This window comes from Mesorhizobium sp. WSM4844 (assembly GCF_055811775.1).
Genome location: NZ_JBVVQB010000001.1, coordinates 110,351 through 133,613, shown reverse-complemented (window position 1 = coordinate 133,613; position 23,263 = coordinate 110,351). Strand labels below are relative to the sequence as shown.

The window sequence follows — 23,263 nt, the reverse complement described above, 5'->3', positions numbered from 1 at the left end:
GACCGCCGCCCCTAACGCATGACCCGAGCCGAAGGTCCGGAGAGGATCACGTGCAAAATCAAGGCGTTACAGCGCCCTGTGCGCGCCCCAAAGGACGCGCGGCGCTGTAAAGGAGCGGCAGTCCGGCCAAGGAGATCAGTCCTTGGAGATGAAGCGGGACGGATGCACATCCATGACGTTGTCCTCGAAGCCATGAACCTTCGGAGAAACGATATCCTTGTAACTATAGTAGAGAAGCGGGATGTTGCCGACGTCATCGACGAGGATGCGCTCGGCCTCGGCGAGTTCTTTCATCCGCTCTTCAGGCTTGCCGCCCGCGGCGGCCGCCTCGTCCATGGCCTTCTCGAATTCCGGGCTGTTGTAGCTCGAATAGTTGTTGCCGCTTGCCTTGCGGGAGATGCCGAGGAAGGTTTCCGGATCCTTGTAATCCGCAATCCAGCCGGCACGCGCCACGTCGTAGTCGCCCTTCTGCTCAAGGAAGGAGTAGTGGGTCTTGGTGTCGGTGTTGAGCAGCGTGATTTCGACGCCGAGCGGCTTCAACTGCTCCTGGATGGCGACTGCAGTGTTCTTGTGGTTTTCCGACGTGTTGTAGCGGATTTCCATCTTCAGCGGTTTCTCGGGCGTATAGCCAAGCTTCTCGAGTACCTTCTTGGCCTCATCCTCGCGGTCGATCTGCGACATGTCGGCGTATTTGGCCATTGCCGGCGTATAGCCCTCAATGCCCGGAGGCACCATCGAATAGCCGGGCAGCATTGAGTTCTGCCAGACCTTTTCGGCAAGGAAATCGCGGTCGACTGCCATGGAGATGGCATTGCGCAGTTCGACGTTGTCCCACGGAGCCTTGTCGGTCTTGATCGAAAAATAGTAGGTGCCGAGGTAAGGTCCAACGCGAATCTGATCGCCAAACTTGGCCTTGAGATCGGCGAGCTGCTCGGTCGGGAGGTCGTCGTAGCTGTCGAGTTCGCCGGCCTCGAAGCGCTTTATCGCCGACGAACGATCTTCGGTCGGGATGTAGTTGACGACGTCGAGCTTGACGCTCGCAGCATCCCAGAATTTCGGATTCTTGACCAGTTTGATGTGGTCGTTGGGAACCCACTCCGTCAGGGTAAAGGGGCCGTTGGAGACCAGATTGCCCGGCTTGATCCAATCGGCGCCGAGCTTGTCAATGGACGCCTTGCTGACCGGATAAGTCGCCTGGTGGGTCAGCATTTCAAGGAAATAGGGCGTGGGCGCCTTCAGCGTCACTTCCAGGGTATTTGCGTCGATTGCCTTGACGCCCATCTCCTCCGGCTTCGCCTTCTTGGTGTTCACCTCCTCGGCGTTCTTCACGGGATAGAGCATCGAAGCATATTCGGCGCCGGTGGCCGGATCTTCCAGCCGATGAAACGCGTAGACGAAGTCATCTGCCGTGACCGGGCTACCATCCGACCAGACACCGTCCTTGCGCAGCTTGAAGGTGTAGACGGTGCCGTCGTCCGATACAGTCCAGCTTTCGGCGGCGCCCGGAATGACGTTCGCCTTCTGGTCTTGCATGACCAGCCCCTGGAACAGGTCACGCAATACAGCGGCTTCGTATATTGTCGAGGTCTTGTGCGGGTCGAGCGACTCCGATTCGGCGGCGGTGCCGCGGTTGTAGACGACCTCGGCGAAGGCTGGCGTGTAGAACGTGCCGGCGGCCAAAGCCATGGTTGTGGCGAACACCGTCGCCTTCAGCATGTTTTTCAGCATGAAGTTCTCCCTGTCGAGGCGGCCGTTCAGCTGCGCCTCTTGAGTGTTGACGCCCCGAAGCCGATTCGCTGGCCCCTTTGAGCGCGCCGCCGGTTCCCTTTCCGGCAGCTGGTGGCCAAACAGTAACGTGGTGATTTTTTATTTCAACAGACTCGTGAGGTCACCCTAAGTAAGGGGCAGCGACAGCCACTGCGCGGCCGGCAGAACAGCGGTCGAAACCATGGACCGAGCCTTCCAGCTACGCAAAAGCAGTTCGGCCACGCCTCGGCCGAGCGATGATTCGCAGATACCGGTGGAGCAATCGTGCCAGTCACGATCATGCGAATACCGGTCCGAACCCGGTGGTTGCGACGATGCAGTCGCGCCCCCTGTTCTTTGCGACATAGAGATTCTGATCAGCGCGCAGCAGGATGTCGTTCAAGGTTTGGCCTGGTCCGTGCAGGCAAATCCCGATGCTGACGGTGATTTCTCGGTCCTCGATGCCGACTGCCCGTCTGACACCGCGCATGTTCTGTCTGATCCGCTCGGCCACTTCCAATGTCTTGTCGCGGCCAGCTTCGACCAGGAACACAGCGAACTCCTCGCCGCCGATGCGCGCCGCCAAGTCGCTTTCCCGAATCGAGTTGCGAATAACGCTGCCCATCTCCTGGAGGACGGCATCGCCGATGGCATGACCAAAGGTGTCGTTGATGGATTTGAAATGGTCGGCGTCGATGAACAGCACGGCGCCTTCCCTAAAGGCCTCGGAACCCACGATTGCCTCGGCCTCCTCAAAGAAGGTTTTCCTGTTGGCGAGGCTTGTGAGGTGGTCGATGCGTGCTGCCCGGTCGAGCTTGGCGGCCATCAAGGCGAGCTTCAACTGCTGTCTCAGGAAGAAATAGCCGAGCGGAAATCCAACCGCGACGGTGATGACCGTTGTCAAGAACAAGTCCAAGAGGAGGCGGTCGGCAAAGAAGATACCATAGAAAACGAGGGTGAGTGTATCCGCACCGATGATGGCTGCCAGAACCACGACGCAGGTCTGCCTGAACAGCGAGAGCTTCCCGAAGCGTGTCAGGAGATAATCTGATGCCGTCATTCCGCCAACTGCCTTTGGATAACCCTAACCCGTGAGTGGTAAACACAAGTTACAACTAGCGGCAGCAATTTTGACACAACCCGCACGTCAGATCCTACACATTGCGCGAAAACCCTTGCACCTCGTGGGAAGTTGGGACGGGCAATAGCCTGCAGCGGATCGCATGATATTGATGCAAGTCAATGGGGTCCCTTACTAACTAAACCCTACGTTGTGGTCGATGGGATCGACGGCGCTTTCTCTGCAACGAGCAGGTTGCGCCGCTTTTGTTGAAGAAGTCGGGCGTCGAAGCGGGGCGCCGCGTCGGCTGATGAATTCCACGACTTGGCGGAAGAACCGCTTCAAGCATTCGTTTCCGGCAAGAAATCTGTCGTCGATTCCACTTTGCCAGAATGTCTTAAGCCGCCTTTAAGCAACCACGGATTACATCTTTTGCGGGCTTCGGTATGTCTTGATAGGCGACGGACATGAACAGCGCGGAAACTGGGACAATCGCTAGAAAGCGGCGCAATACGCGTCAGCTAAAACGCAAATTACATCAGTTTCGAGAACCGTCCGGAACGTCCGCGATCGAATTTGCACTGCTTGCGCCCATTTTCATCTTGCTTCTGCTTGGCATGGTTGCATATGGCATCTATTTTGGCGCCAGTCACTCCGTGCAGCAGATCGCAGCGGACGCCGCACGCACGGCGATTGCCGGGCTGAACGAAGATGAGCGCCAGGCGCTGGTGACCAGTTTCGTCACCACCAATGCCGCGGGATATCCATTCGTCGATTCCGACAAGCTGACCTACCAGGCCAAGGACAGCACGGCCGACGGAAACCAATTCGTCGTGTCCATCCAATATGATGCCCGCAACCTGCCGGTCTGGAATCTGTTCCCGGCACTGCCCATGCCTGGCACCACGATCTCACGCCAGTCGACAATCCGGGTTGGAGGCATCTGAATGTCGCAAACTTTGGCGGGCAGGATCGGCCGGGTCGCCCGCTCGATGCTTGGCGACCTGACGGCGAACTTCGCCGTCATGACGGCGCTGTGCGCACCGTTCGCGCTGGCGCTGGCCGCCTTCGCCATCGATGAAGGCTCGATCTATGTGGAGCGCCGGGAGGCTCAGTCGCTGGTCGATCTGGCGGCAATCACCGCCGCCTCCAACATCAACAACATTGACGCCGCGGTGGTGACCACGCTCGGCGACAACGGAATGCCGGGTATCGTTGTTCAGAAGGCAGGGCAGACGATCACCCCTGCCCTTGGAAAGACTATCGTGTCGGTCACCCCCGGCCGATATTCAGCAGAGTCGTCGCTCGGCGTCGACAAGCGCTTCGAGGCCGGCAAAACGCCCTACAACGCGGTTCATGTCACGCTGAAAAAGGTTCCTGCCCGCTATTTCGCGAGTTCGCTTATCCCTACGCCGGTGATCGGCACCCAAGCCGTGGCCAGCATAGCGCCGCAGGCGATGTTCTCGGTCGGGTCCAGGCTTCTCAGCGTCAATGGCGGCATCCTCAACGCTCTTCTCAGCAAGTTCCTGGGCGGCAACATCGCGCTCAGCGTCATGGACTACAACGCTCTGATCGCTGCCGACGTGAACCTGCTTTCGTTCATCGATGCCCTTGCCGTTGAGATGCAGCTGACGGGTGTCAGCTATTCGGAGGTGCTGGCTTCCAAGGCGACGGTGGGCGAGATAGCGACCGCCATGGCTAATGTTTCACCCGTTGGCAGCACCAGCAAGCTGGCTTTGCAGACAATCGCGTCAAGGACCACCAACACGGTCAAGATACCGCTCAATCATCTTGTCGATCTTGGATCAATGGGCCAGTTGGGCCTCGGGCAAAAGTCGCCCGGCTTTTCGGTCGACGCCAGCGCCATGGGCATGCTGACCACCGCTGCTGCACTGGCCAACGGCTCGAAGCAGGTCGAGCTCAATCTCGGAGCCGCCATTCCGGGGCTTGCCTCCACCACGCTTGCGATTGCAATCGGCGAACCTGCACAATTCTCGCCATGGCTGACAGTCGGCGAGAAGGGTGCTGTGGTGCGTACGGCGCAGACGCGGATCAAGCTGGTGGCGTCCATCGGCGGCAGCAATGCGAACCTCGGTGGCGGCATCAGCCTGCTGGCCGTCAAACTGCCGCTGCATGTCGAGGTGGCCTCTGCCGAAGCCAAACTGACCGACATCAGCTGCCCGACGGGGCACCCCGACAGTTTGAAAGTTACCATTGCCGCACGTCCGGGCCTTGCCTCGCTGCACCTTGGCGCCAGCGATGCCGATAACAGCCCCTCCGCCTTCGCCGATTTCAGCAACCCACAGTCGTTTCAAAATGCCGAAATCGCGCAGGTCAGCGTGAAGCTTCTGTTTCTCACCCTCAATCTGATCGGCGTGAATGGTTCTGCAGCCGTTGAGATCGCCAACAACGATCCGACGATCTTGACCTTCAACAGCACCGACATCGCAAGCAAGACGATAAAGAACGCCTCGACGAAGAACCTGACGCAATCTCTCACCACGTCGCTGGTCAACAATTTGTCGCTTTCGGTCAGTGCGCTGGGCCTCGGGCTTGATGTAACCGCCTTGCTCGGAACCGTGAAGCCGGCAGTGGTGGCGCTGCTGAACGGCGTGACGGCGCCGGTCGACGAATTGGTTTACAACGTGCTTGGGGCGCTGGGCGTGCGCGTCGGCGAGGCCGATGTCCGGGTCATGGGCGCGACTTGCGGGCGCTCTGTGCTTGTTCAGTGAGTTGGAGAGATCAGCCAGCCCGTCCGAGAAAGCAGCCCAACGGCGGCAGCGACAGAATCTTTTCCTGCAAGGCGGCACCAGCGCCAAGGTCGATCGTCTCCGCGACATCGATACCCTGCGGCAACGGCCAGTTGGCCGGGTCCTCGGCGAAGTTGAAAACGCACAGCAGCTTCTCGCCGCCGCCTTCGCGAATGAAGGCAAGCACTTCGCCCTCGGCATCGAGAAAACGGGTCGAACCTTGTACCAGCGCCGCATGCCGCCTGCGCAACGCCAGCATCGCCCGATAGCTGGCCAGAACTGACTTTTCCTCGCCGTTCTGGATATCGACCGCGCGGGCGCGATGGCTTTCCGGGATTGGAAGCCACGGCCTGCCGATTGAAAAGCCGGCATTGTTGGCGCCCTTCTCCCACACCATCGGCGTGCGGCAGCCATCCCTGCCCTTGAACCCCGGCCAGAAGCGGATGCCGTAAGGATCGCGCAGATCCTCGAACGCCAATTCCGCCTCCTCCAGCCCGAGTTCCTCACCCTGATAGAGACAGATCGATCCACGCAGGCATGACAGCAGCGCGATGGAGAACTTCGCCGTCCTTTCCGGGTCGCCGCCGGGCCTTGTCCATCGCGTCACATGGCGAACGACATCGTGGTTGGAAAACGCCCAGCAGACCCAGCCGTCGGAGACAGCACTCTCGAACGCTTCGACGCAGCCACGCACATGCGCCGCCGAGAATTGCGGACCGAGCAGGTCGAATGTGTAGCACATGTCGAGCTTGTCGCCGCCGCTGGTGTAGGCGGCGAGCGTCTGCAACGAACGGGCTTCGTCGCCGACCTCGCCGACAGCGACGCGGCCCTCATATTCGTCGAGCAGCGCCCGAAACCGCTTGAGGAAAGCCAGGTTTTCGGGCTGCGTCTTGTCAAACAAATGCTCCTGATAGAGGTACGGATTGGTTTCGGTGTTGGTGCCTGCGACGCTTGACGCCAGGGGCGGGTTGCTGCGCAGCCAGCGGTCATGGACATAGTAGTTGACGGTATCGAGGCGAAACCCGTCGACGCCGCGCTCCAGCCAAAACCGCACCGTTTCCAGCAGGGCGTCCTGAACCTCCGGATTGTGGAAATTGAGGTCCGGCTGCGAGGCGAGAAAATTGTGCATGTAATACTGCCTGCGGGTCGCGTCCCACTCCCAGGCGGGGCCGCCGAAGACCGACAGCCAGTTGTTGGGCGCGGTGCCGTCGGGCCTCGGATCGGCCCAGACATACCAGTCCGCCCTGGGGTTATCGCGGCTCGTACGGCTTTCGACGAACCATTCGTGCCGGTCGGACGAATGCGACAGGACCTGGTCGATAATGACTTTCAGGCCGAGACGGTGCGCCTCGGTGACCACCGCATCGAAATCCGCTGATGTTCCAAACATCGGATCGACGGCTGTATAGTCGGATACGTCGTAGCCCATATCGGCCATCGGCGACTTGAAGAACGGTGATAGCCAGACGGCGTCAGCGCCAAGCGATGCGACATGCGCCAGCCTCGATGTGATACCACGCAGATCGCCACTGCCGTCCCCCGTCGTGTCCTGAAAGGAGCGCGGGTAGATCTGGTAGATGACGCAGCCGCGCCACCACTCGGCGTGGTCACTTGCCACTCGGGTTCTCCTTTATCTGAGCCTGCGCGGCTTCGTGTTCGATCATGAAAATCACCGTTCGCCCCGGCACCGGCCGTGAAATTCCGGCTGCGCCGTCCGATGCTTCGATGGCTGGCTGCCAGCGAAATCCGTCGCGCTCCGGCAGCGTGAACATACACCCCCGGCGATCGCCATTGATGACCGCGGCAAGGCGGCAATCATCGCTGTCGAGCATCATGACCAGGCGGTGCCGCCCCGGATCGCGCCAGCCTGCCTCGTCGAGCGGCGCGGCGGTTTCAGTGAGCCAGACCGCGTCCGGTTGCTCTGATCCGGGCGGCGGCTCTCCTGTCAGGAAGCGCGTGTCGGAAAGCGCCGGCACGCAACGACGCGTCGCGGCGAGCAAAACGGCGTATTGTTCCAGCGCCCGATCGCGCCCGGACCAGTCGAGCCAGGTGATCTCGTTGTCCTGCGCATAGGCGTTGTTGTTGCCCTTCTGGGTGCGGCCGAATTCGTCTCCGGCGGTCAGCATGATCGTGCCGCGTGAGGCAAACAGCGTGGCCAGCAGCGCACACCGGTCATCGAAACGTGCCATAACGATCGCCCGGTCGCCGGTCTCACCCTCGACGCCATTGTTCCAGGACAGATTGTCATCGTGGCCATCGCGGTTCTGCTCGCCATTGGCCTCATTGTGCTTGTGCTCGTAGGCAACAATGTCGGCCAGCGTCATGCCGTCATGCGCGGCGATGAAATTGACGCTGCGGCTCGTCTGCTGGCCTGGCTTGGCAAACACGTCGGATGAGCCGGCAAGCCGGGTGGCGAGCGCGCCGACCATCCCGCTGTGGCCGCGCCAGAACCGGCGGATGTCGTCGCGATATCTGTCGTTCCATTCGAGGAAGGGCGGCGGAAAATTGCCAAGCTGATAGCCGTCCGGGCCGATATCCCATGGCTCGGCGATGAGCACCCGGTCGCCAAGGAGCAGATCATCCCGAATAGCCATGAGCAGTGGCGCAGCGGCGTCGAATGCGCCATCGACCCGCCCCAGAATGGGCGCCAGGTCGAAGCGGAAACCATCGACGCCGGCATGGCGGACAAAGTGACGAAGCGTGTCGAGGACCATTTCCCGGACGACCGGATGATCACAAGCGACGGTGTTGCCGGTGCCGGTGTCGTTGATCAAGCTGCCGTCCGGCCGATGCCGGTAGTAGGCGCGGCTGTCGAGACCGCGCAGCGACAGCGTCGGCCCAAGCCTGTCGCTTTCGCCGGTGTGGTTGAAGACGAGATCGAGGATGACGCCGATACCGGCCTCACGCAGCGTGGCAACCGTCTGCCGCAATTCCGCGAGACCGCCGGGCGCCAGGCGCGGGTCGAGCGCCATGAAGGTCACGGGATTGTAGCCCCAGGCATTGCGCAGCCCGAGCGGCGGCAAATGCCGCTCGTCGATCGATGCCGTCACCGGCATTAGTTCGACCGCCCCGACCCCGAGCTTTTTCAGGTGCTCGACGATAGCCGGGTGGGCAAGGGCTGCAACCGTCCCGCGCTGGTGCTTCGGGATGTCCGGATGCAGCATGGTGAAGGCGCGCACCGGCACTTCATAGATCAGGCCACCGGGCTGGAACAGCGGCGGCAAGACGGGCACCGGCCGCGGCAGGGTGGCGGTAATCGCCTTCGGCAGCAGCGGCGCAGTGTCCGTGCCCTCGCCCCGGCGCGCGGCGAGCCTGACGTCATAGACATAAGACCTGTCGATTTCGACGGCATAGGGGTCGACCAGCAGCTTGTCGGGATCGAACCAAAGCCCGTTCTCGGGCGTATAATCGCCATCGGCGCGAAATCCGTATCGGGTGCCGGCGGCGAGGCCGGCGACGAAAAGCGCGTGAACGCCCTCGCCTTCCGGCTGGAGTTCGAGCCGGTCGATCTCCCCCTCTCCCTGCTCATCGAAGATCGAGACCCAGAGCCGGCTGGCCGCGGACGACCATGCGGCAAAGCGGATGCCGCCGCGGGTGACGGTGGCACCGAGCTGACTCACGCGGCGACCTCAGCGACCCCTTCTCCCCTTGTGGGAGAAGGTGGATTGGCGCGCAGCGCCGAGACGGATGAGGGGTGCTGGAAGAAACGAGGCATGGGCGATTTGGGCAAAGGTGTGCGCCAAGCTGGAACACCCCTCATCCGACCGAGCTTCGCTCGGCCACTTTCTCCCACAAGGGGAGACGGGGGAGCCTCGCAACGCAGGCCGAACTCAGACGGCCGGCTGTCAACCAAACTCACGTAATCACGCTCGGCTCGGCGCGGCCGGTATGGCTGCGTATCCCGGCAATATCATCGGCTGCCGCAATCAGGTCGGCAAGCGCCTCCTGCGTGTCGAGATCGTGCCTGGACTTGTCCGGCTCGTAGCGCTCGATATAGACGCGCAGCGTCGCCCCCGAGGTACCGGTGCCGGAGAGACGGAAGACGACGCGCGATCCGCCTTCGAACAGCACCCTGATGCCCTGGTTCCTGGCTATCGAGCCGTCGACCGGGTCGTGATAGGCGAAATCGTCGGCGCTGGTGATCTTCATGCCGCGCACGCTGGTGCCGGGCAAGGAAGCGAGCCTGGCCCGCAATTCGTCGACCAGCGCATTGGCGCGGTCGGTCTCGACCTCCTCGTAGTCATGGCGTGAGTAGTAATTGCGGCCATAGGCGGCCCAGTGCTCGGTGACGATCTGCTTGGCGCTTTCGCCGCGGGCAGCGAGGATATTGAGCCACAAAAGCACGGCCCACAGCCCGTCCTTTTCGCGGACATGGTTGGAGCCGGTTCCGGCACTTTCCTCGCCGCAGATCGTCGCCATGTCGGCATCGAGCAGATTGCCAAAGAATTTCCAGCCGGTCGGCGTTTCATAGATGCCGATGCCGAGCTTTTCGGCGACGCGGTCGGCTGCACCGCTGGTCGGCATCGAGCGGGCGATGCCTTTCAGGCCGGCCTTGTAGCCCGGCGCCAGATGAGCATTGGCGGCGAGCATAGCCACCGAATCCGACGGGGTGATGAAAATGCCCTTGCCGATGATCAGGTTGCGGTCGCCGTCGCCGTCGGAAGCGGCGCCGAAATCCGGCGCATCCGGTCCCATCATCTCGTCATAGAGGTGCTTTGCGTGGACCAGGTTCGGGTCTGGGTGGTGGCCGCCGAAATCCGGCAGGGGAACGAAGTTGCGGGCGGTGCCTTTCGGCGCGCCGAGCCGGTTTTCCAGGATCTCCTTGGCATAGGGACCGGTCACGGCATGCATGGCGTCGAAGCGCATGCGGAAGCCTGACTTGAACAGCCCACGCAACGCATCGAAATCGAACAGATTTTCCATCAGCTCGGCATAGTCGGCGACCGGGTCGATCACCTCGACGGTCATGCCGCCCGCCTCGACGGTACGGATCGTGTCGAGGTCGACCGTGCCGATATCGGCGGTCTTGAAGCTCGAAATCATCTTGGTCCTGGCGAAGATCGCGTCGGTCAGCTTTTCCGGTGCCGGGCCGCCATTGCCGGCATTGTATTTGATGCCGAAATCCTCGTGCGGGCCGCCCGGATTGTGGCTGGCCGACAGGATGATGCCGCCGAAGGTGTTGTATTTGCGAATGATGTTGGAAGCGGCCGGCGTCGACAGGATGCCGCCCTGCCCGACCATCACCTTGCCGAAACCGTTTGCCGCGGCCATGGCGATGGCCTTCTGGATGACCTCGCGGTTGTAAAAGCGGCCGTCGCCGCCGATCACCAGCGTCTTGCCCTTGAACCCGTCCAGCGCATCAAAAATCGACTGGATGAAGTTCTCGGCATAGTGCTCCTGCTGGAACACCGGCACTTTCTTGCGCAGCCCGGATGTGCCGGGCTTCTGGTCGAGATAAGGTTTGGTGGCGACGGTGCGTATCATGCGTCAAGCCCTTTTCGAAAGCAGCAAGCGATAGAGTTCGAGGTATTTTTCTGCGCTTTTATCCCACGAGACATCGGCCTTCATGCCTTGCCGCTGCATCGACGTCCAGATCGCAGGGTTGGCGTGCGCCGCGACCAGCCGGCGGACGGCGTGCAGCAAGGCGCCGGCATCGGCGGGTGCGAACTGGAAGCCGGTCGCCACACCTGCCGAAATCGCCGCTTCATTGGCGTCGATGATCGTGTCGGCAAGACCGCCGGTGCGGGCGACGACCGGCACGCAGCCATAGCGCAGGCCGTAAAGCTGCGTCAGTCCGCAAGGCTCGAAGCGCGACGGGATGATGATTGCGTCACAGCCGCCCTGCATGGTGTGGGAAAGCGCCTCGTCATAACCGACGACGACGCCGATGCGACCGCGATGGCGGGCGGCGGCGGCCAGCAGCGCGCCTTCGAGGCCGGCGTCGCCGGACCCCAGGATCGCCAGGCGGGCACCCCTCCCAACAATCCCGTCGACGACCGTTGCCAGTATGTCCATTCCCTTCTGCCAGGTGAGCCGGCTGATCACGCAGACGATCGGACTGTCGTCGCGGTCAAGGTTGAAACGATCCTCGACGGCGGTCCGGTTGGGGTGCCGCGCCTTCAATGTCCTGGCCGTGTAGCTGGAGACCAGATGCTTGTCGGTTTCAGGGTTCCATATCTCGGTGTCGATGCCGTTGACGATGCCATAGAGATCGACGGACCGCATGTTGATGAGGCCATCGAGCCCCATGCCGAATTCCGGCGAGCGGATCTCCTGCGCGTAGGTCGGGCTGACTGTGGTGATGGCCCAGGCGGCCTGCAGGCCAGCCTTGAGGAAACCGACGCCGCCATAGTATTCGACGCCGTCGAGCGCCATGGCCGCCGCCGGCAGACCGAGTTCGCCAAAGATGCCGGCGCCGAACTGGCCCTGGAAAGCGAGATTGTGGACGGTGATCATCGACGGCGTGCCGACCGCCTTGCCGTAGCGCATATAGGCCAGCGTCATCGCCGATTGCCAGTCATGGGCATGGACGATGTCCGGCTGGTAGCCCGAGACGGCGCCGCCGGCGATGTCGCCGCCAACCTGGCTCAGGGCCGCGAAACGCCGCCAATTGTCCGGCCAGTCGGCGCCGGTGGCATTGCCATAGGGGCCGCCGGGGCGATCGAACAGATGCGGCGCGTCGAGCACGAACAGGTCGAGCCCGGCGATCTGGACGGCATGGACCGAAGACTTGCCGCCTTGCAGCAGCGGATAGTGGTGAACGGGTTTTTTCTTCTTGAAGGCATCGATGATCTGGGGATAGCCGGGGACAAGCGTGCGCATCGTCACGCCCTTGCCGGCGAGCGCGACCGGTAATGCGCCGGTCACGTCGGCAAGCCCGCCAGTCTTGATCAGAGGAAATATTTCGGGCGTGACCGACAGGACCTGCATTCACGACAATCCCAGTTTGTCGATCATGGCCTGCGTGACGAGGCAGATGCCCTTTTCGGAAACGCGGAAGCGCTTGGCGTCGAGGACGGGATCCTCGCCGACCACGAGCCCTTCGGGAATCCTGACGCCATGATCGATCACCACGCGCTTCAATCTCGCGCTGCGGCCGACCTGGCAGTCGGGCAGCATGACGACGTCCTCGAGCGTCGAATAGGAGTTGATGCGCGCGCCGGTGAAGATCAGGCTTCGCTTCAGCGACGCGCCTGAGACGATGCAATCGCCCGAGACCAGCGAGGATACCGCCGAGCCACGGCGACCATCCTCGTCATGCACGAACTTCGCCGGCGGCTTCAGCTCGGCATAGGTCCAGATCGGCCAGTCGCGGTCGTAGAGATCGAGCTCGGGCGTGATGTCGGTGAGGTCGATATTGGCTTCCCAATAGGCGTCGACGGTCCCGACATCGCGCCAGTAGGCTTCGTTCTCGGCGGTCGAGCGCACGCAGGATTTGGCGAAGCGATGGGCGATCGCCTTGCCGTGCTCGACGACATAGGGGATGATGTCCTTGCCGAAGTCACGGCTTGAGCCCGGTTCGGCCGCGTCGCGGCGCAGCTGCTCCATCAGGAACTTGGTCTTGAACACGTAGATGCCCATCGAGGCCAGGGCAAAATCCGGCTTGTCGGGAATGCCGGGCGGATCGGCGGGCTTCTCGATGAAGGAGATGATGGTGTCCTTCTTGTCGACATGCATGACGCCGAAGCCGGTCGCCTCCATGCGCGGCACTTCGAGGCAGCCGACGGTGACGTCGGCGCCGGCGTCGACATGCTGGCGAAGCATCAGCTCATAGTCCATCTTGTAGACGTGATCGCCGGCCAGGATGACCATGTATTCGGGCCCGTAGGCCTCGATGATGTCGATGTTCTGGTAGACGGCATCGGCCGTGCCCTCATACCATTGCGTTTCCGATACGCGCTGACTGGCCGGCAGGATGTCGAAGCTCTCGTTGCGCTCGGGCCGAAGGAAGTTCCAGCCGCGCTGCAGGTGGCGGATCAGCGAGTGCGCCTTGTACTGGGTGGCCACGCCGAGGCGGCGAATACCGGAATTGAGCGCATTGGAGAGCGCAAAATCGATGATGCGCGTCTTGCCGCCGAAATAGACCGCTGGTTTGGCGCGCCGGTCGGTCAATTCCTTGAGGCGGCTGCCACGGCCGCCGGCCAGAACATAGGCCATGGCATCGCGCGCCAGCGGCTGGGTCCGTTTTATCTCTGCCATTCTTATCCTCCCAAGTTACGCGCTGCGAGACATCGCCTAGTCCGGAGCAAATTCGAGCATGATCGTCGACAGCGGCGGCAACAGCATCGTCGCCGAGATGCCTCCTGCTTCCTTGCGAGCCTCGACGGCACCGTCATTGCCCTTGCCGGAACCGCCATAGTCGGAGGCGTCCGTGTTGATGATCTCGCGCCATCTTCCAGCCATTGGCAACGGCACGCGGTAATTGTCGCGCGGCACCGGCGTAAAATTGGAGATGACGGCGACCGGGTTTCCGCCCGGCGCGCTGCGCAGCCAGGCAAAGACCGAGTTGGCGCTGTCGTCGACGATCAGCCAGGAAAACCCCTCCGGTTCGCAATCGCGCGCATGCAACGCCGGCCGTGAGCGGTAGAGATAGTTGAGATCGCGCACCGTCTGCCAGACGCCGCGGTGGGCCCGGAAATCGAGCAGGTTCCAGTCGAGTGCGCGCGCCTCGCTCCACTCGCGGCGCTGGGCGAATTCCTGCCCCATGAACAACAGCTTCTTGCCGGGGTAGCCCCACATAAAGGCGTAGTAGGCGCGCAGCGTCGCGAATTTCTGCCAGTCGTCGCCGGCCATCTTGCCAAGCAGCGTCCCCTTGCCGTGCACGACCTCGTCATGGGAGAGCGGCAGCACGAAATTCTCTGAGAAGGCGTAGACCAGACCGAAGGTGATGTCGCCGTGGTGATGCTTGCGGAAAATCGGCTCTTTGGAGAAATACTCCAGCGTGTCGTGCATGAAGCCCATGTTCCACTTGAAGCCGAAACCCAGCCCGCCCTCATGCACCGGCTGCGAAACTTTTGGCCATGAGGTCGATTCCTCGGCGATCGTCATCACACCCGGATGATGACCATAGACTTCCTTGTTCATCCTCTGGAGGAAGCTGACCGCCTCGAGGTTTTCGCGCCCGCCTTTTTCGTTGGGAATCCATTCGCCGACCTTGCGCGAATAGTCGAGGTAGAGCATCGAGGCGACGGCATCGACGCGCAAACCGTCGACATGGTATTTTTCGGCCCAGAACAGCGCATTGTTGACCAGGAACGAGACCACCTCGCGCCGGCCGAAATTGTAGATCGCGGTGTTCCAGTCGGGATGGAAGCCCTTGCGCGGGTCGGCATGCTCATAGAGCGCGGTGCCGTCGAAATTGGCCAGGCCATGCGCGTCCACCGGAAAATGCGCCGGCACCCAGTCCAGGATGACGCCGATGCCGGCGCGGTGGGCGCCGTCGACGAACCGGGCAAAACCGTCCGGATCGCCGAAGCGGGCCGACGGCGCGTAGAGGCCCGTCGTCTGATAGCCCCAGGACGGATCATAGGGATGTTCGGAGATCGGCATGAATTCGATATGGGTGAAACCCGTGTCGACGACATACGGGATCAGCCGGTCGGCAAGCTCGTCCCATGACAGGAAGCTGCCGTCGTCGTGAAGCTGCCAGGAGCCGGCATGGACCTCATAGATCGACACCGCCTCGCGGCGGGCGTCGGCGCTGCGCCAGAAATTGCGGTGCGCCTCGTCACCCCATTGATGCGCCGGCGGAAGCGCCGTCACCGAAGCGGTGGCCGGTCGCAGTTCGGACTTGAAAGCGAACGGATCGGCCTTCAGCGGCAGCCTCACGCCATCGGGCCCGATGATCTCGTATTTGTATGGCCGTCCGGCGCCGATGTCGGGGATGAACAACTCCCAGATGCCGGTGTCGCGGCGGACGCGCATCGTATGCCTGCGGCCGTCCCATTCGTTGAAGTCGCCGACCACCGAAACGCGCCTTGCATTGGGCGCCCAGACGGCGAAATGCACGCCGGATGCACCCTCGTGATCGATGAGATGCGCCCCGAGCTTGTCGAACAGCCTGAGGTGCGAACCTTCGGCGATGTAATAGTCGTCCAGCGGACCCAGTACCGGACCGAACGAATAGGGATCGGTCAGCCACCAGTCACCGCCGGCATTGCGCGCGTGATAGCGCAGCGGCTGACGCTTTCTGAGCGACAGGCTGCCCTCGAAGAAGCCGCCTTCGTCGCGCCTGGAGAGTTCGCCGGCGTTCTTGCCGGTCAGCGTATAGGCAGTGACGAACTCGGCATGAGGGACAAAGCAGCGGGCGACAAAGCCCTTGTCGACCTCGTGCACACCGAGGACAGCGAAAGGATCACCATGCGTGCCGGCGACAATTGCCGCGACATCACCGGCTGACGCCAGTCCATCCGGCCCGCTTGTCGCAGCGGTCGCGCGCGGCTTCCTCATCAGGCAGTGACCCTCCCCGGCACCCGGACCACGTTGTTCGTGGCCTCATGCAATCATATCAGACGGGCACGTTCCAGATTTCTTTCGCATATTGGCGGATCGTGCGATCGGACGAGAACCAGCCGACGCGGGCGACATTGCGAATTGCCCTGGCGTACCAATCCGGGCTGTCGCGCCAGACGGCGTCGACATCGCGCTGGGTTGAGGCGTAGGCATCGAAATCCGCGGCGACCATGAACCAGTCGCTCTGATAGAGGCCGTTCATCAGGTCGCGATAGCGTTCCGGATCGTCAGGCGAAAAGACGCCCGTCGAAACGGCAGCCACGGCCTGCGCCAGTTCGGGAGAGGCTTCGATCACCGATCGCGGATCGTAGCCGTTGCTGCGCCGCTCGGCGACCTCTTCGGTGGTCAGGCCGAAAACGAAGATGTTGTCGTCGCCGACGCATTCCTTGATCTCGACATTGGCGCCGTCGAGCGTGCCGATGGTCAGCGCACCGTTCAGCGCAAATTTCATGTTGCCGGTGCCGGAGGCTTCCATCCCGGCGGTCGATATCTGCTCCGAAAGATCGGCGGCCGGGATCATGATCTCGGCCAGGCTGACATTGTAGTTCGGCACGAACACCACTTTGAGCAAGCCGCGAACGGCCGGGTCGCGGTTGATGACTTTGGCGACGTCGTTGGCGAGTTTGATGATCAGCTTGGCATTGTGATAGCTGGGCGCCGCCTTGCCGCCGAAGAACTTGACGCGTGGCATCCAGTTGCGCTCGGGATGGGAGCGGATCTGGTCGTAGAGGGCGACTGTTTCGAGGATGTTCAGGAGCTGGCGCTTGTATTCGTGGATGCGCTTGATCTGGATGTCGAACAGCGCCGAGGGATCGATCCTGATGCCGAGGCGGTCAGCGACGAGATTGGCGAGCTTGGCCTTGTTCGCCCGCTTGACTGCCGCGAACTTGTCGCGGAAGGCGGCGTCGTCGGCAAAGGCATCGAGCTCCTTGATCGCGTCTATATCGTCGAGGAAGCGATCGCCGATCGCCTCACGGGTGAGCGCGGTGAGACCGGGATTGCACTGGATCAGCCAGCGCCGCGGCGTGATGCCGTTGGTCTTGTTATTGATGCGGTCGGGGTAGAGCCGGTGGAGCTCGGCAAACACCGTTTCTTTCATCAGCTCGGTGTGAAGGGCAGAGACGCCGTTGATCGAGTGCGAGCCGACAAACGCCAGATTGCCCATGCGCACCCGGCGCTCGCCGTTTTCCTGTATCAGCGAGATCTGGCTGATCTGCTCGTCAGAAAACTGATCGGAGGCGCGCGCCTCCAGCAGCACTTCGGCATTGATGGCGTAGACGATCTGCATATGGCGCGGCAACAGCCGCTCGAACAGCGGCACCGGCCAGCTTTCGAGCGCCTCTGGAAGCAGCGTGTGGTTGGTGTAGCCGAAAGTGCGCTTGGTGATGCTCCAGGCCTGATCGAAATCCATGCCGTGGACATCCATCAACAGGCGCATCAGCTCGGGCACGGCGATGGCCGGATGGGTGTCGTTCAGATGGATCGCCGCCTTGTCGGGCAGCGACTGCAGGTCGCCATACTGGCTGAGATGACGCTGAATGATATCCTGCAACGATGCGGTGGAAAAGAAATACTCTTGCCTGAGCCGCAGCTCCTGACCGGCCTTGTGGGAATCGGCAGGGTAAAGGACGCGCGACAAGGCATCGGCCTTGTTGCTTTCGGCGAGCGCACCGATGTGGTCGCCGGCGTTGAACTTGTCGAGCAGGATCGGATCGATCGGCATGCCGGACCAGAGCCGCAGCGTGTTGACGCGGTTGGCCCGCCAGCCAACCACCGGCGTATCGTAGGCAACCGCCAGAACATGTTCGATCGGCTTCCAGACGTGGCGCTCAAGCCTGCCGTCCTTCGAGGTGATCGATTCCACCGAGCCGCCGAAACCGACCTCGAATGAGCGTTCGCGCCGCTCGAACTCCCAGGGGTTGCCGTGATCGAGCCAGGTCTCGGGCAGCTCAACCTGCCAGCCGCCATGGATTTCCTGCCGGAACATGCCATTGGCGTAGCGAATGCCATAGCCATGCGCGGGAATGTCGACGGTTGCCATGCTTTCCATGAAGCAGGCGGCGAGCCGGCCGAGACCGCCATTGCCAAGCGCTGCATCTGGTTCGAGGGCCGCGATGAGGTCGAGGTCGACGCCGAGAGACCGCAGCGCTTCGCGCATATTGTCCATCAGGCCGAGATTGGAGAAGGCGTCGCGCATCAGGCGGCCGATGAGGAATTCCAGTGACAGGTAATAGACGCGCTTTTCCTGATGGGCGTAGGCCTCTTGCGTTGCCTGCATCCAATGATCGACGATATGGTCGCGCACGACCTTTATCGAGGCGGTGAGCCAGTCGTATTGCGTCGCGACGCTGGTCCCCTTGCCGAGCCTGTATTTGAGGGCCTTCAAGACTTCGTCGGCAAGCGCCTTGGGATCGGAGTTTTCGAGAATGGGAGTTTTGGATGTCATCGCGCGCGTCATGCTGCCTCTCGTGCGGTTGCCATGATCATACCGGCTTTCACCATTCCTCCCAGCCCATGCTAGCGCATATTGTTATGCGTTCAATCGAGTTAGATTGCCGCGGGGAAGCTTACCCAGCGGCAGTTTAGCAACTTGAAGTGCGTCGCGTTTGGGCGGCGTCTGCGACGCATCTTAGATTCTTAGTTATGTGCATATCGTCCCAAGACCGCAGCGCACCCTCGGTTCGCGCCCGAGGGCATGCTTTTGGGCGACATGCATCAGGCCGCCAGTGCCGCCTCCGGCGGAAGCTTCGCTCCGGTCATGAAGGCGACGGCGTCCGACATCGTATATTGCTTGGGATCGATGACACAGAGGCGACGGCCCAGCCGATGGATGTGAATGCGGTCGGCCACCTCGAAGACATGCGGCATGTTATGCGAAATCAGCACGATCGGCAGGCCGCGCTTCTTCACGTCGAGGATCAGTTCGAGCACGCGGCGGCTCTCCTTGACGCCTAGCGCCGCCGTCGGCTCATCCATGATGACCATCTTCGAGCCGAAGGCGGCGGCGCGCGCCACCGCCACGCCCTGGCGTTGACCGCCCGACAGCGTCTCGACGGCCTGGCTGATGTTCTGGATGGTCATCAGGCCAAGTTCGGTAAGTTTGTCGCGGGCGCGCTTTTCCATTGCCGGGCGGTCGAGCATGCGCAGCCAGTCGCCCAGAAAACCCGGTTTGCGGATCTCGCGACCGAGGAACATATTGTCGGCGATCGACAGCGCCGGCGACAACGCCAGGTTCTGGTAGACGGTTTCGATGCCCGCTTCGCGCGCTTCGATGGGCGACTTGAAGAGCACCTGCTTGCCGTCCAACTCGATGATCCCCTCGTCCGGGACAACGGCGCCCGAGATCGCCTTGATCAGCGTCGACTTGCCGGCGCCATTGTCGCCGATCACGGCCAGGATCTCTCCCGGATAGAGATCGAAGTCGCAGCTGTTCAGTGCGGTGACGCGGCCGTAGCGCTTGACGAGGCCGCGCGCGGTGAGGATGGGCTCCTGGGTCATGGTTACACCGAAACCTTTCTGATCCACTGGTCGATCGCCACGGCGCCGATGATCAGCACACCGGTGAGCAGCACTTTCCATTGCGGATCGGCGCCCAGCATGTTGAGGCCCATCGACACGACGCCGACGATCATCGCGCCGAACAGCGTGCCCAGAATCGAACCGCGCCCGCCGAAGAGGGAAATGCCGCCGATCACCGTCGCGGTGATCGCCTGCAAATTGTAGTCGGTGACGGCAGCGGACGGTGAGATCGAGCCGTTGCGGCCGATGGAGACCCAGGCAGCGAAAGCGGCGATCAGCCCGGCAAGCGTGTAGACCGAGATCAGCACCTTCTTGGTCTGGATGCCCGACAGCTTCGCCGCCTCCGGATCGTCGCCGACAGCGTAGACATGACGGCCCCATGCCGTGTGATTGAGCACGTACCACAAGAACAGCACCAGGACGACCATGGCAATGACGCCGAACGTCAGCACCGCCGTGCCGACCTTGAAGTTCAGGCCAAACAGATGCAGCAGCGGGGCCTGGACGTCGACGTCGGCGTCACGGATCGTCTCATTGGCCGAATAGATGAAATTCGTGGCCATGACGATGTTCCAGGTGCCGAGTGTGACGATGAAGGGCGGCAGCTTCATGTAGGCGACCAGCAGCCCGTTGAGCAGCCCGCAGGCCGCGCCGGCGGCAAGCCCGATCACCACGGCAAGCAAGGTCGGCAGGCCATAGGTGACCGCGCAATTGCCCATGATCACGGCCGAAATCACCATGATCACGCCGATTGACAGGTCGATGCCGGCTGTCAGGATGACCAGCGTCTGCGCGGCGCCGAGAATACCGACGATGGCGATCTGCTGCAGGATCAGCGTCAGCGTGTAGGACGAAAAGAACCGTCCTCCGATCGTGATGCCAAAGACAGCGATCGACAGGACCAGCACGATCAGCGGCACCGCAGCCGGAGTGGAATGCAGGAAATGCTGGATGCGCTTGACGAGCGATGTGCCATGCTCGTCAAAAGCAGCAACGCTTGTCTCGCTGTTCGCGAGAGCCTTTTCGAATTCCTGAACCTGAGACATGTTTCCTCCCATGAGGCTTCAGCCACGCGCCGAAGCCCGTCCAACCGTTCCCGATCTGCCGCCGGAATTGTTCGCGCTTGCGATTTCCGCATCGTCCACCCGAAGCGGCCGGGGATCAAGCCCCTGGCCGCTTCGGTCTGTTGCCTGTCAGACCGGCATCAGCCCCAGCACTTGGCGAGGCCTTCCTTGGTGTCGATGGACTTCACGCCCTCCGCGGGCTTGTCGGTCACGAGGTTGACGCCGGTGTCGAAGAAATCCTTGCCTTCGCTCGGCTTGGGCTTCGTCCCGTCCTTGGCGTAAGCGGCGATCGCTTCGATGCCGAGTGCCGCCATCTGCAGCGGATATTGCTGTGAGGTCGCACCGATCACGCCCTCGGCGACCGACTTCACGCCGGGGCAGCCGCCATCGACCGACACGATCAGCACATTGCCTTCGAGACCCACGGCCTTGAGCGCCTGGTAGGCGCCGACGGCTGCCGGCTCGTTGATGGTGTGGATGACGTTGATGCCGGGATCCTTCTGGAGGAGGTTCTCCATCGCCTTGCGGCCACCTTCCTCGTTGCCGTTGGTGACGTCGTGGCCGACGATACGCGGATCGTCCTCATCGCCGATCTTGTTGGGGTCCTTCACGTCGATGCCATAGCCCATCATGAAGCCCTGGTCGCGCAGCACGTCGACCGTCGGCTGCGAGGGCGTCAGGTCGAGGAAGCCGATCCTGGCATCCTTCGCCTTGTCGCCGAGCGTCGCTGCGGCCCACGCACCAATCAGCTTGCCGGCCTCCAGATTGTCGGTCGCAAAGGTCGCGTCGGCGGCGTCGAGCGGATCAAGCGGCGTGTCCAGCGCGATCACCAGCAGACCGGCGTCACGTGCCTTCTTCACCGCCGGGACGATGCCCTTGGTATCCGACGCGGTGATCAGGATGCCCTTGGCGCCGTCGGCGATGCAGCTTTCGATCGCCGCCACCTGGCTCTCGCTGTCGCCATCGATCTTGCCGGCGTAGGCTTTGAGTTCGACGCCGAGTTCCTTGGCCTTGGCGCTCGCGCCTTCCTTCATCTTGACGAAGAACGGGTTGGTGTCGGTCTTGGTGATCAGGCAGGCGCCGACATCGGCGGCGGACGCAGCCGAGGTGAACGCCATCAGACCCAGTCCGGCCGCGGCAAAAACGGTGGATCTTAGCAGTGCTGTCTTGGTCACGATTTTCCTCCCAGTGGGACCAGTTCGGATGCCGGCCAACCGGCATCGCATGAGCATCCAGCAACTTCTCCCGGCGTGGACGCTTGCGCCAAGAGAATACCAGACTGAGGTTCCTGTCAATAATTAAATCACTCTTATTTATTATTGACAGCGTGGCGTCGGTCACTCATTCTGGCCAAAAGCATTAGGGAAACGACGGGAGGAGAAGGGGTGGAGACCGGCATACCAAGGCACGGTTCGCCCGAGGCAGCCAAAAGCCGCATTCACCGCGGCACCAACCAGAGCGGCATGCGGGACCACAATGAGCGGCTGGTGCTGTCGCTGGTGCGTCAGCACGGCAGCCTGGCGAAGTCCGACATTGCGCGCATGACCGGACTTTCGGCCCAAACCGTTTCGGTCATCATGCGCGAACTCGAGGAGGACAACCTTCTTGTCCGCCAGGCGCCGCTGCGCGGCAAGATCGGCCAACCTTCCATTCCGATGGCGCTCAATCCCGATGGCGCCTATTTCATCGGCCTGAAGATCGGCCGTCGTAGCGCCGAACTCGTTCTGATCGATTTTCTCGGCAATGTGCGTTCGATGCTGCAGCATTCCTACCGCTATCCGGCACCGCGCGAGACGGTCGAGTTCGTCACCTCCGGCATGAAGACGATGCGCGGCGAACTCACCCCGGCGCAGGACAAGCGCATTGCCGGACTTGGCATCGCCATGCCGTTCGAATTGTGGAGTTGGGCCGATACGGCAGGTGCGCCGCGCGACGTCATGGACGAATGGCGCCACCGAGACATCCGCGCCGACATCCAGGCACAGTGCGAATTCCCCGTCTACCTGCAAAATGACGCCACCTCTGCATGCGGCGCCGAACTGGTGTTCGGCAAAGCGGGCACGGCACGCGACTTCGTCTATTTCTATATCGGTGCCTTCGCCGGCGGCGGCATCGTGCTGAACGGTCACCTTTTCGGCGGACCGACCGGCAATGCCGGCGCGCTGGGTTCGATGCCGGTGCCTGGACCGGACGGCAAGCCGACCCAATTGATCGGCGTGGCGTCGATCGCCATGCTGGAAAAGGCACTCAACGCGCGCGGCGTCGAAGCCTCACATCTGTGGACGTCACCGGAGGATTGGGGCGAAATCGGCGTCGAGCTCGACGATTGGATCGCCTGCGCCTCGCAGGCGCTCGCCTATGCCATTGTGGCGGCGTCATCGGTTATCGATTTCGAGGCGGCGGTGATCGACGGATGGATGCCGAAGGCCGTGCGGCGCCGGCTCGTCGATGCCGTTATCGATGCTATCGGCAAGATCGACGGTGAAGGCCTGAAGCTTCCGGCCGTGCGCGAGGGGACTGTCGGCATTCATGCACGTGCCCTGGGCGGTGCCAGCCTGCCGCTTTCCGAGCGCTTCCTCATCGGCTCGACCACGATTTCCAGGAGTGCCTGA

At 62.1% G+C, this 23,263-nt stretch carries 16 protein-coding genes; 4 read left to right on the top strand and 12 right to left on the bottom strand.

The annotated features are described in order from the left end of the window. Positions 1-135 precede the first annotated feature (135 nt). On the bottom strand, positions 136-1,728 hold the full coding sequence (locus AC0L2A_RS00620; protein WP_473519745.1) for a peptide ABC transporter substrate-binding protein: 1,593 nt from the start codon (positions 1,726-1,728) through the stop codon (positions 136-138). A 316-nt stretch (positions 1,729-2,044) separates the two neighbouring features. Then, entirely contained in the window at positions 2,045-2,542 is a 498-nt protein-coding gene (locus tag AC0L2A_RS00615) for a GGDEF domain-containing protein (protein ID WP_473607308.1), read from the bottom strand. On the opposite strand from AC0L2A_RS00615, the gene AC0L2A_RS00610 reads away from it, so the two are divergent. The 3 genes from AC0L2A_RS00610 to AC0L2A_RS00600 all read left to right on the top strand — a co-directional run bounded on the left by AC0L2A_RS00610 (position 2,429) and on the right by AC0L2A_RS00600 (position 5,538). Then, positions 2,429-2,797: a hypothetical protein gene (locus AC0L2A_RS00610; RefSeq protein ID WP_473607325.1), complete on the top strand. Its 369-nt coding sequence runs from the start codon at positions 2,429-2,431 to the stop codon at positions 2,795-2,797. The two genes, AC0L2A_RS00615 and AC0L2A_RS00610, sit on opposite strands and share 114 nt — an antisense overlap. Before the next feature lie 476 nt (positions 2,798-3,273). Further along, entirely contained in the window at positions 3,274-3,753 is a 480-nt protein-coding gene (locus AC0L2A_RS00605; protein WP_473607125.1) for a TadE family protein, read from the top strand. Beyond that, complete coding sequence (locus tag AC0L2A_RS00600; RefSeq protein WP_236473085.1) at positions 3,754-5,538, top strand: pilus assembly protein TadG-related protein; 1,785 nt, start codon at positions 3,754-3,756, stop codon at positions 5,536-5,538. Between the two features lie 10 nt (positions 5,539-5,548). Here the strand turns inward: AC0L2A_RS00600 and bglA are convergent, their stop codons facing one another. The 10 genes from bglA to AC0L2A_RS00550 form a co-directional block, all read right to left on the bottom strand. Next, the gene (gene bglA, locus AC0L2A_RS00595; protein WP_473607124.1) at positions 5,549-7,174 is read right to left on the bottom strand and encodes a beta-galactosidase BglA; all 1,626 of its coding nucleotides are present in this window, start codon (positions 7,172-7,174) and stop codon (positions 5,549-5,551) included. Further along, positions 7,164-9,176, bottom strand: coding sequence for a glycogen debranching protein GlgX (gene glgX / locus AC0L2A_RS00590; protein ID WP_473607123.1), 2,013 nt, complete (start codon positions 9,174-9,176; stop codon positions 7,164-7,166). Before glgX ends, bglA begins: the two co-directional genes overlap by 11 nt. Positions 9,177-9,411: 235 nt before the next feature. After that, positions 9,412-11,040 carry an alpha-D-glucose phosphate-specific phosphoglucomutase gene (locus tag AC0L2A_RS00585; protein ID WP_091589859.1) on the bottom strand — a complete coding sequence of 543 codons (1,629 nt, stop codon included), beginning with the start codon at positions 11,038-11,040 and terminating at the stop codon, positions 9,412-9,414. A gap of 3 nt (positions 11,041-11,043) precedes the next feature. Continuing rightward, on the bottom strand, positions 11,044-12,486 hold the full coding sequence (glgA, locus tag AC0L2A_RS00580) for a glycogen synthase GlgA (RefSeq protein ID WP_473607122.1): 1,443 nt from the start codon (positions 12,484-12,486) through the stop codon (positions 11,044-11,046). After that, positions 12,487-13,755 carry a glucose-1-phosphate adenylyltransferase gene (gene glgC / locus AC0L2A_RS00575; protein WP_077381220.1) on the bottom strand — a complete coding sequence of 423 codons (1,269 nt, stop codon included), beginning with the start codon at positions 13,753-13,755 and terminating at the stop codon, positions 12,487-12,489. It lies immediately after the preceding gene. A gap of 36 nt (positions 13,756-13,791) precedes the next feature. Continuing rightward, positions 13,792-16,005, bottom strand: a complete 2,214-nt coding sequence (gene glgB, locus AC0L2A_RS00570; RefSeq protein ID WP_473607121.1) for a 1,4-alpha-glucan branching protein GlgB — start codon at positions 16,003-16,005, stop codon at positions 13,792-13,794. Positions 16,006-16,063: 58 nt separating this feature from the next. Next, the gene (locus AC0L2A_RS00565; protein ID WP_473491662.1) at positions 16,064-18,526 is read right to left on the bottom strand and encodes a glycogen/starch/alpha-glucan phosphorylase; all 2,463 of its coding nucleotides are present in this window, start codon (positions 18,524-18,526) and stop codon (positions 16,064-16,066) included. A gap of 257 nt (positions 18,527-18,783) precedes the next feature. Continuing rightward, complete coding sequence (locus AC0L2A_RS00560) at positions 18,784-19,566, bottom strand: ATP-binding cassette domain-containing protein (protein WP_023802796.1); 783 nt, start codon at positions 19,564-19,566, stop codon at positions 18,784-18,786. Positions 19,567-19,568: 2 nt separating this feature from the next. Next, the gene (locus tag AC0L2A_RS00555; protein WP_287217426.1) at positions 19,569-20,633 is read right to left on the bottom strand and encodes an ABC transporter permease; all 1,065 of its coding nucleotides are present in this window, start codon (positions 20,631-20,633) and stop codon (positions 19,569-19,571) included. A gap of 158 nt (positions 20,634-20,791) precedes the next feature. After that, positions 20,792-21,769: a sugar ABC transporter substrate-binding protein gene (locus tag AC0L2A_RS00550; RefSeq protein WP_287217565.1), complete on the bottom strand. Its 978-nt coding sequence runs from the start codon at positions 21,767-21,769 to the stop codon at positions 20,792-20,794. A gap of 267 nt (positions 21,770-22,036) precedes the next feature. On the opposite strand from AC0L2A_RS00550, the gene AC0L2A_RS00545 reads away from it, so the two are divergent. Then, positions 22,037-23,263 carry an ROK family transcriptional regulator gene (locus AC0L2A_RS00545; protein WP_023802793.1) on the top strand — a complete coding sequence of 409 codons (1,227 nt, stop codon included), beginning with the start codon at positions 22,037-22,039 and terminating at the stop codon, positions 23,261-23,263.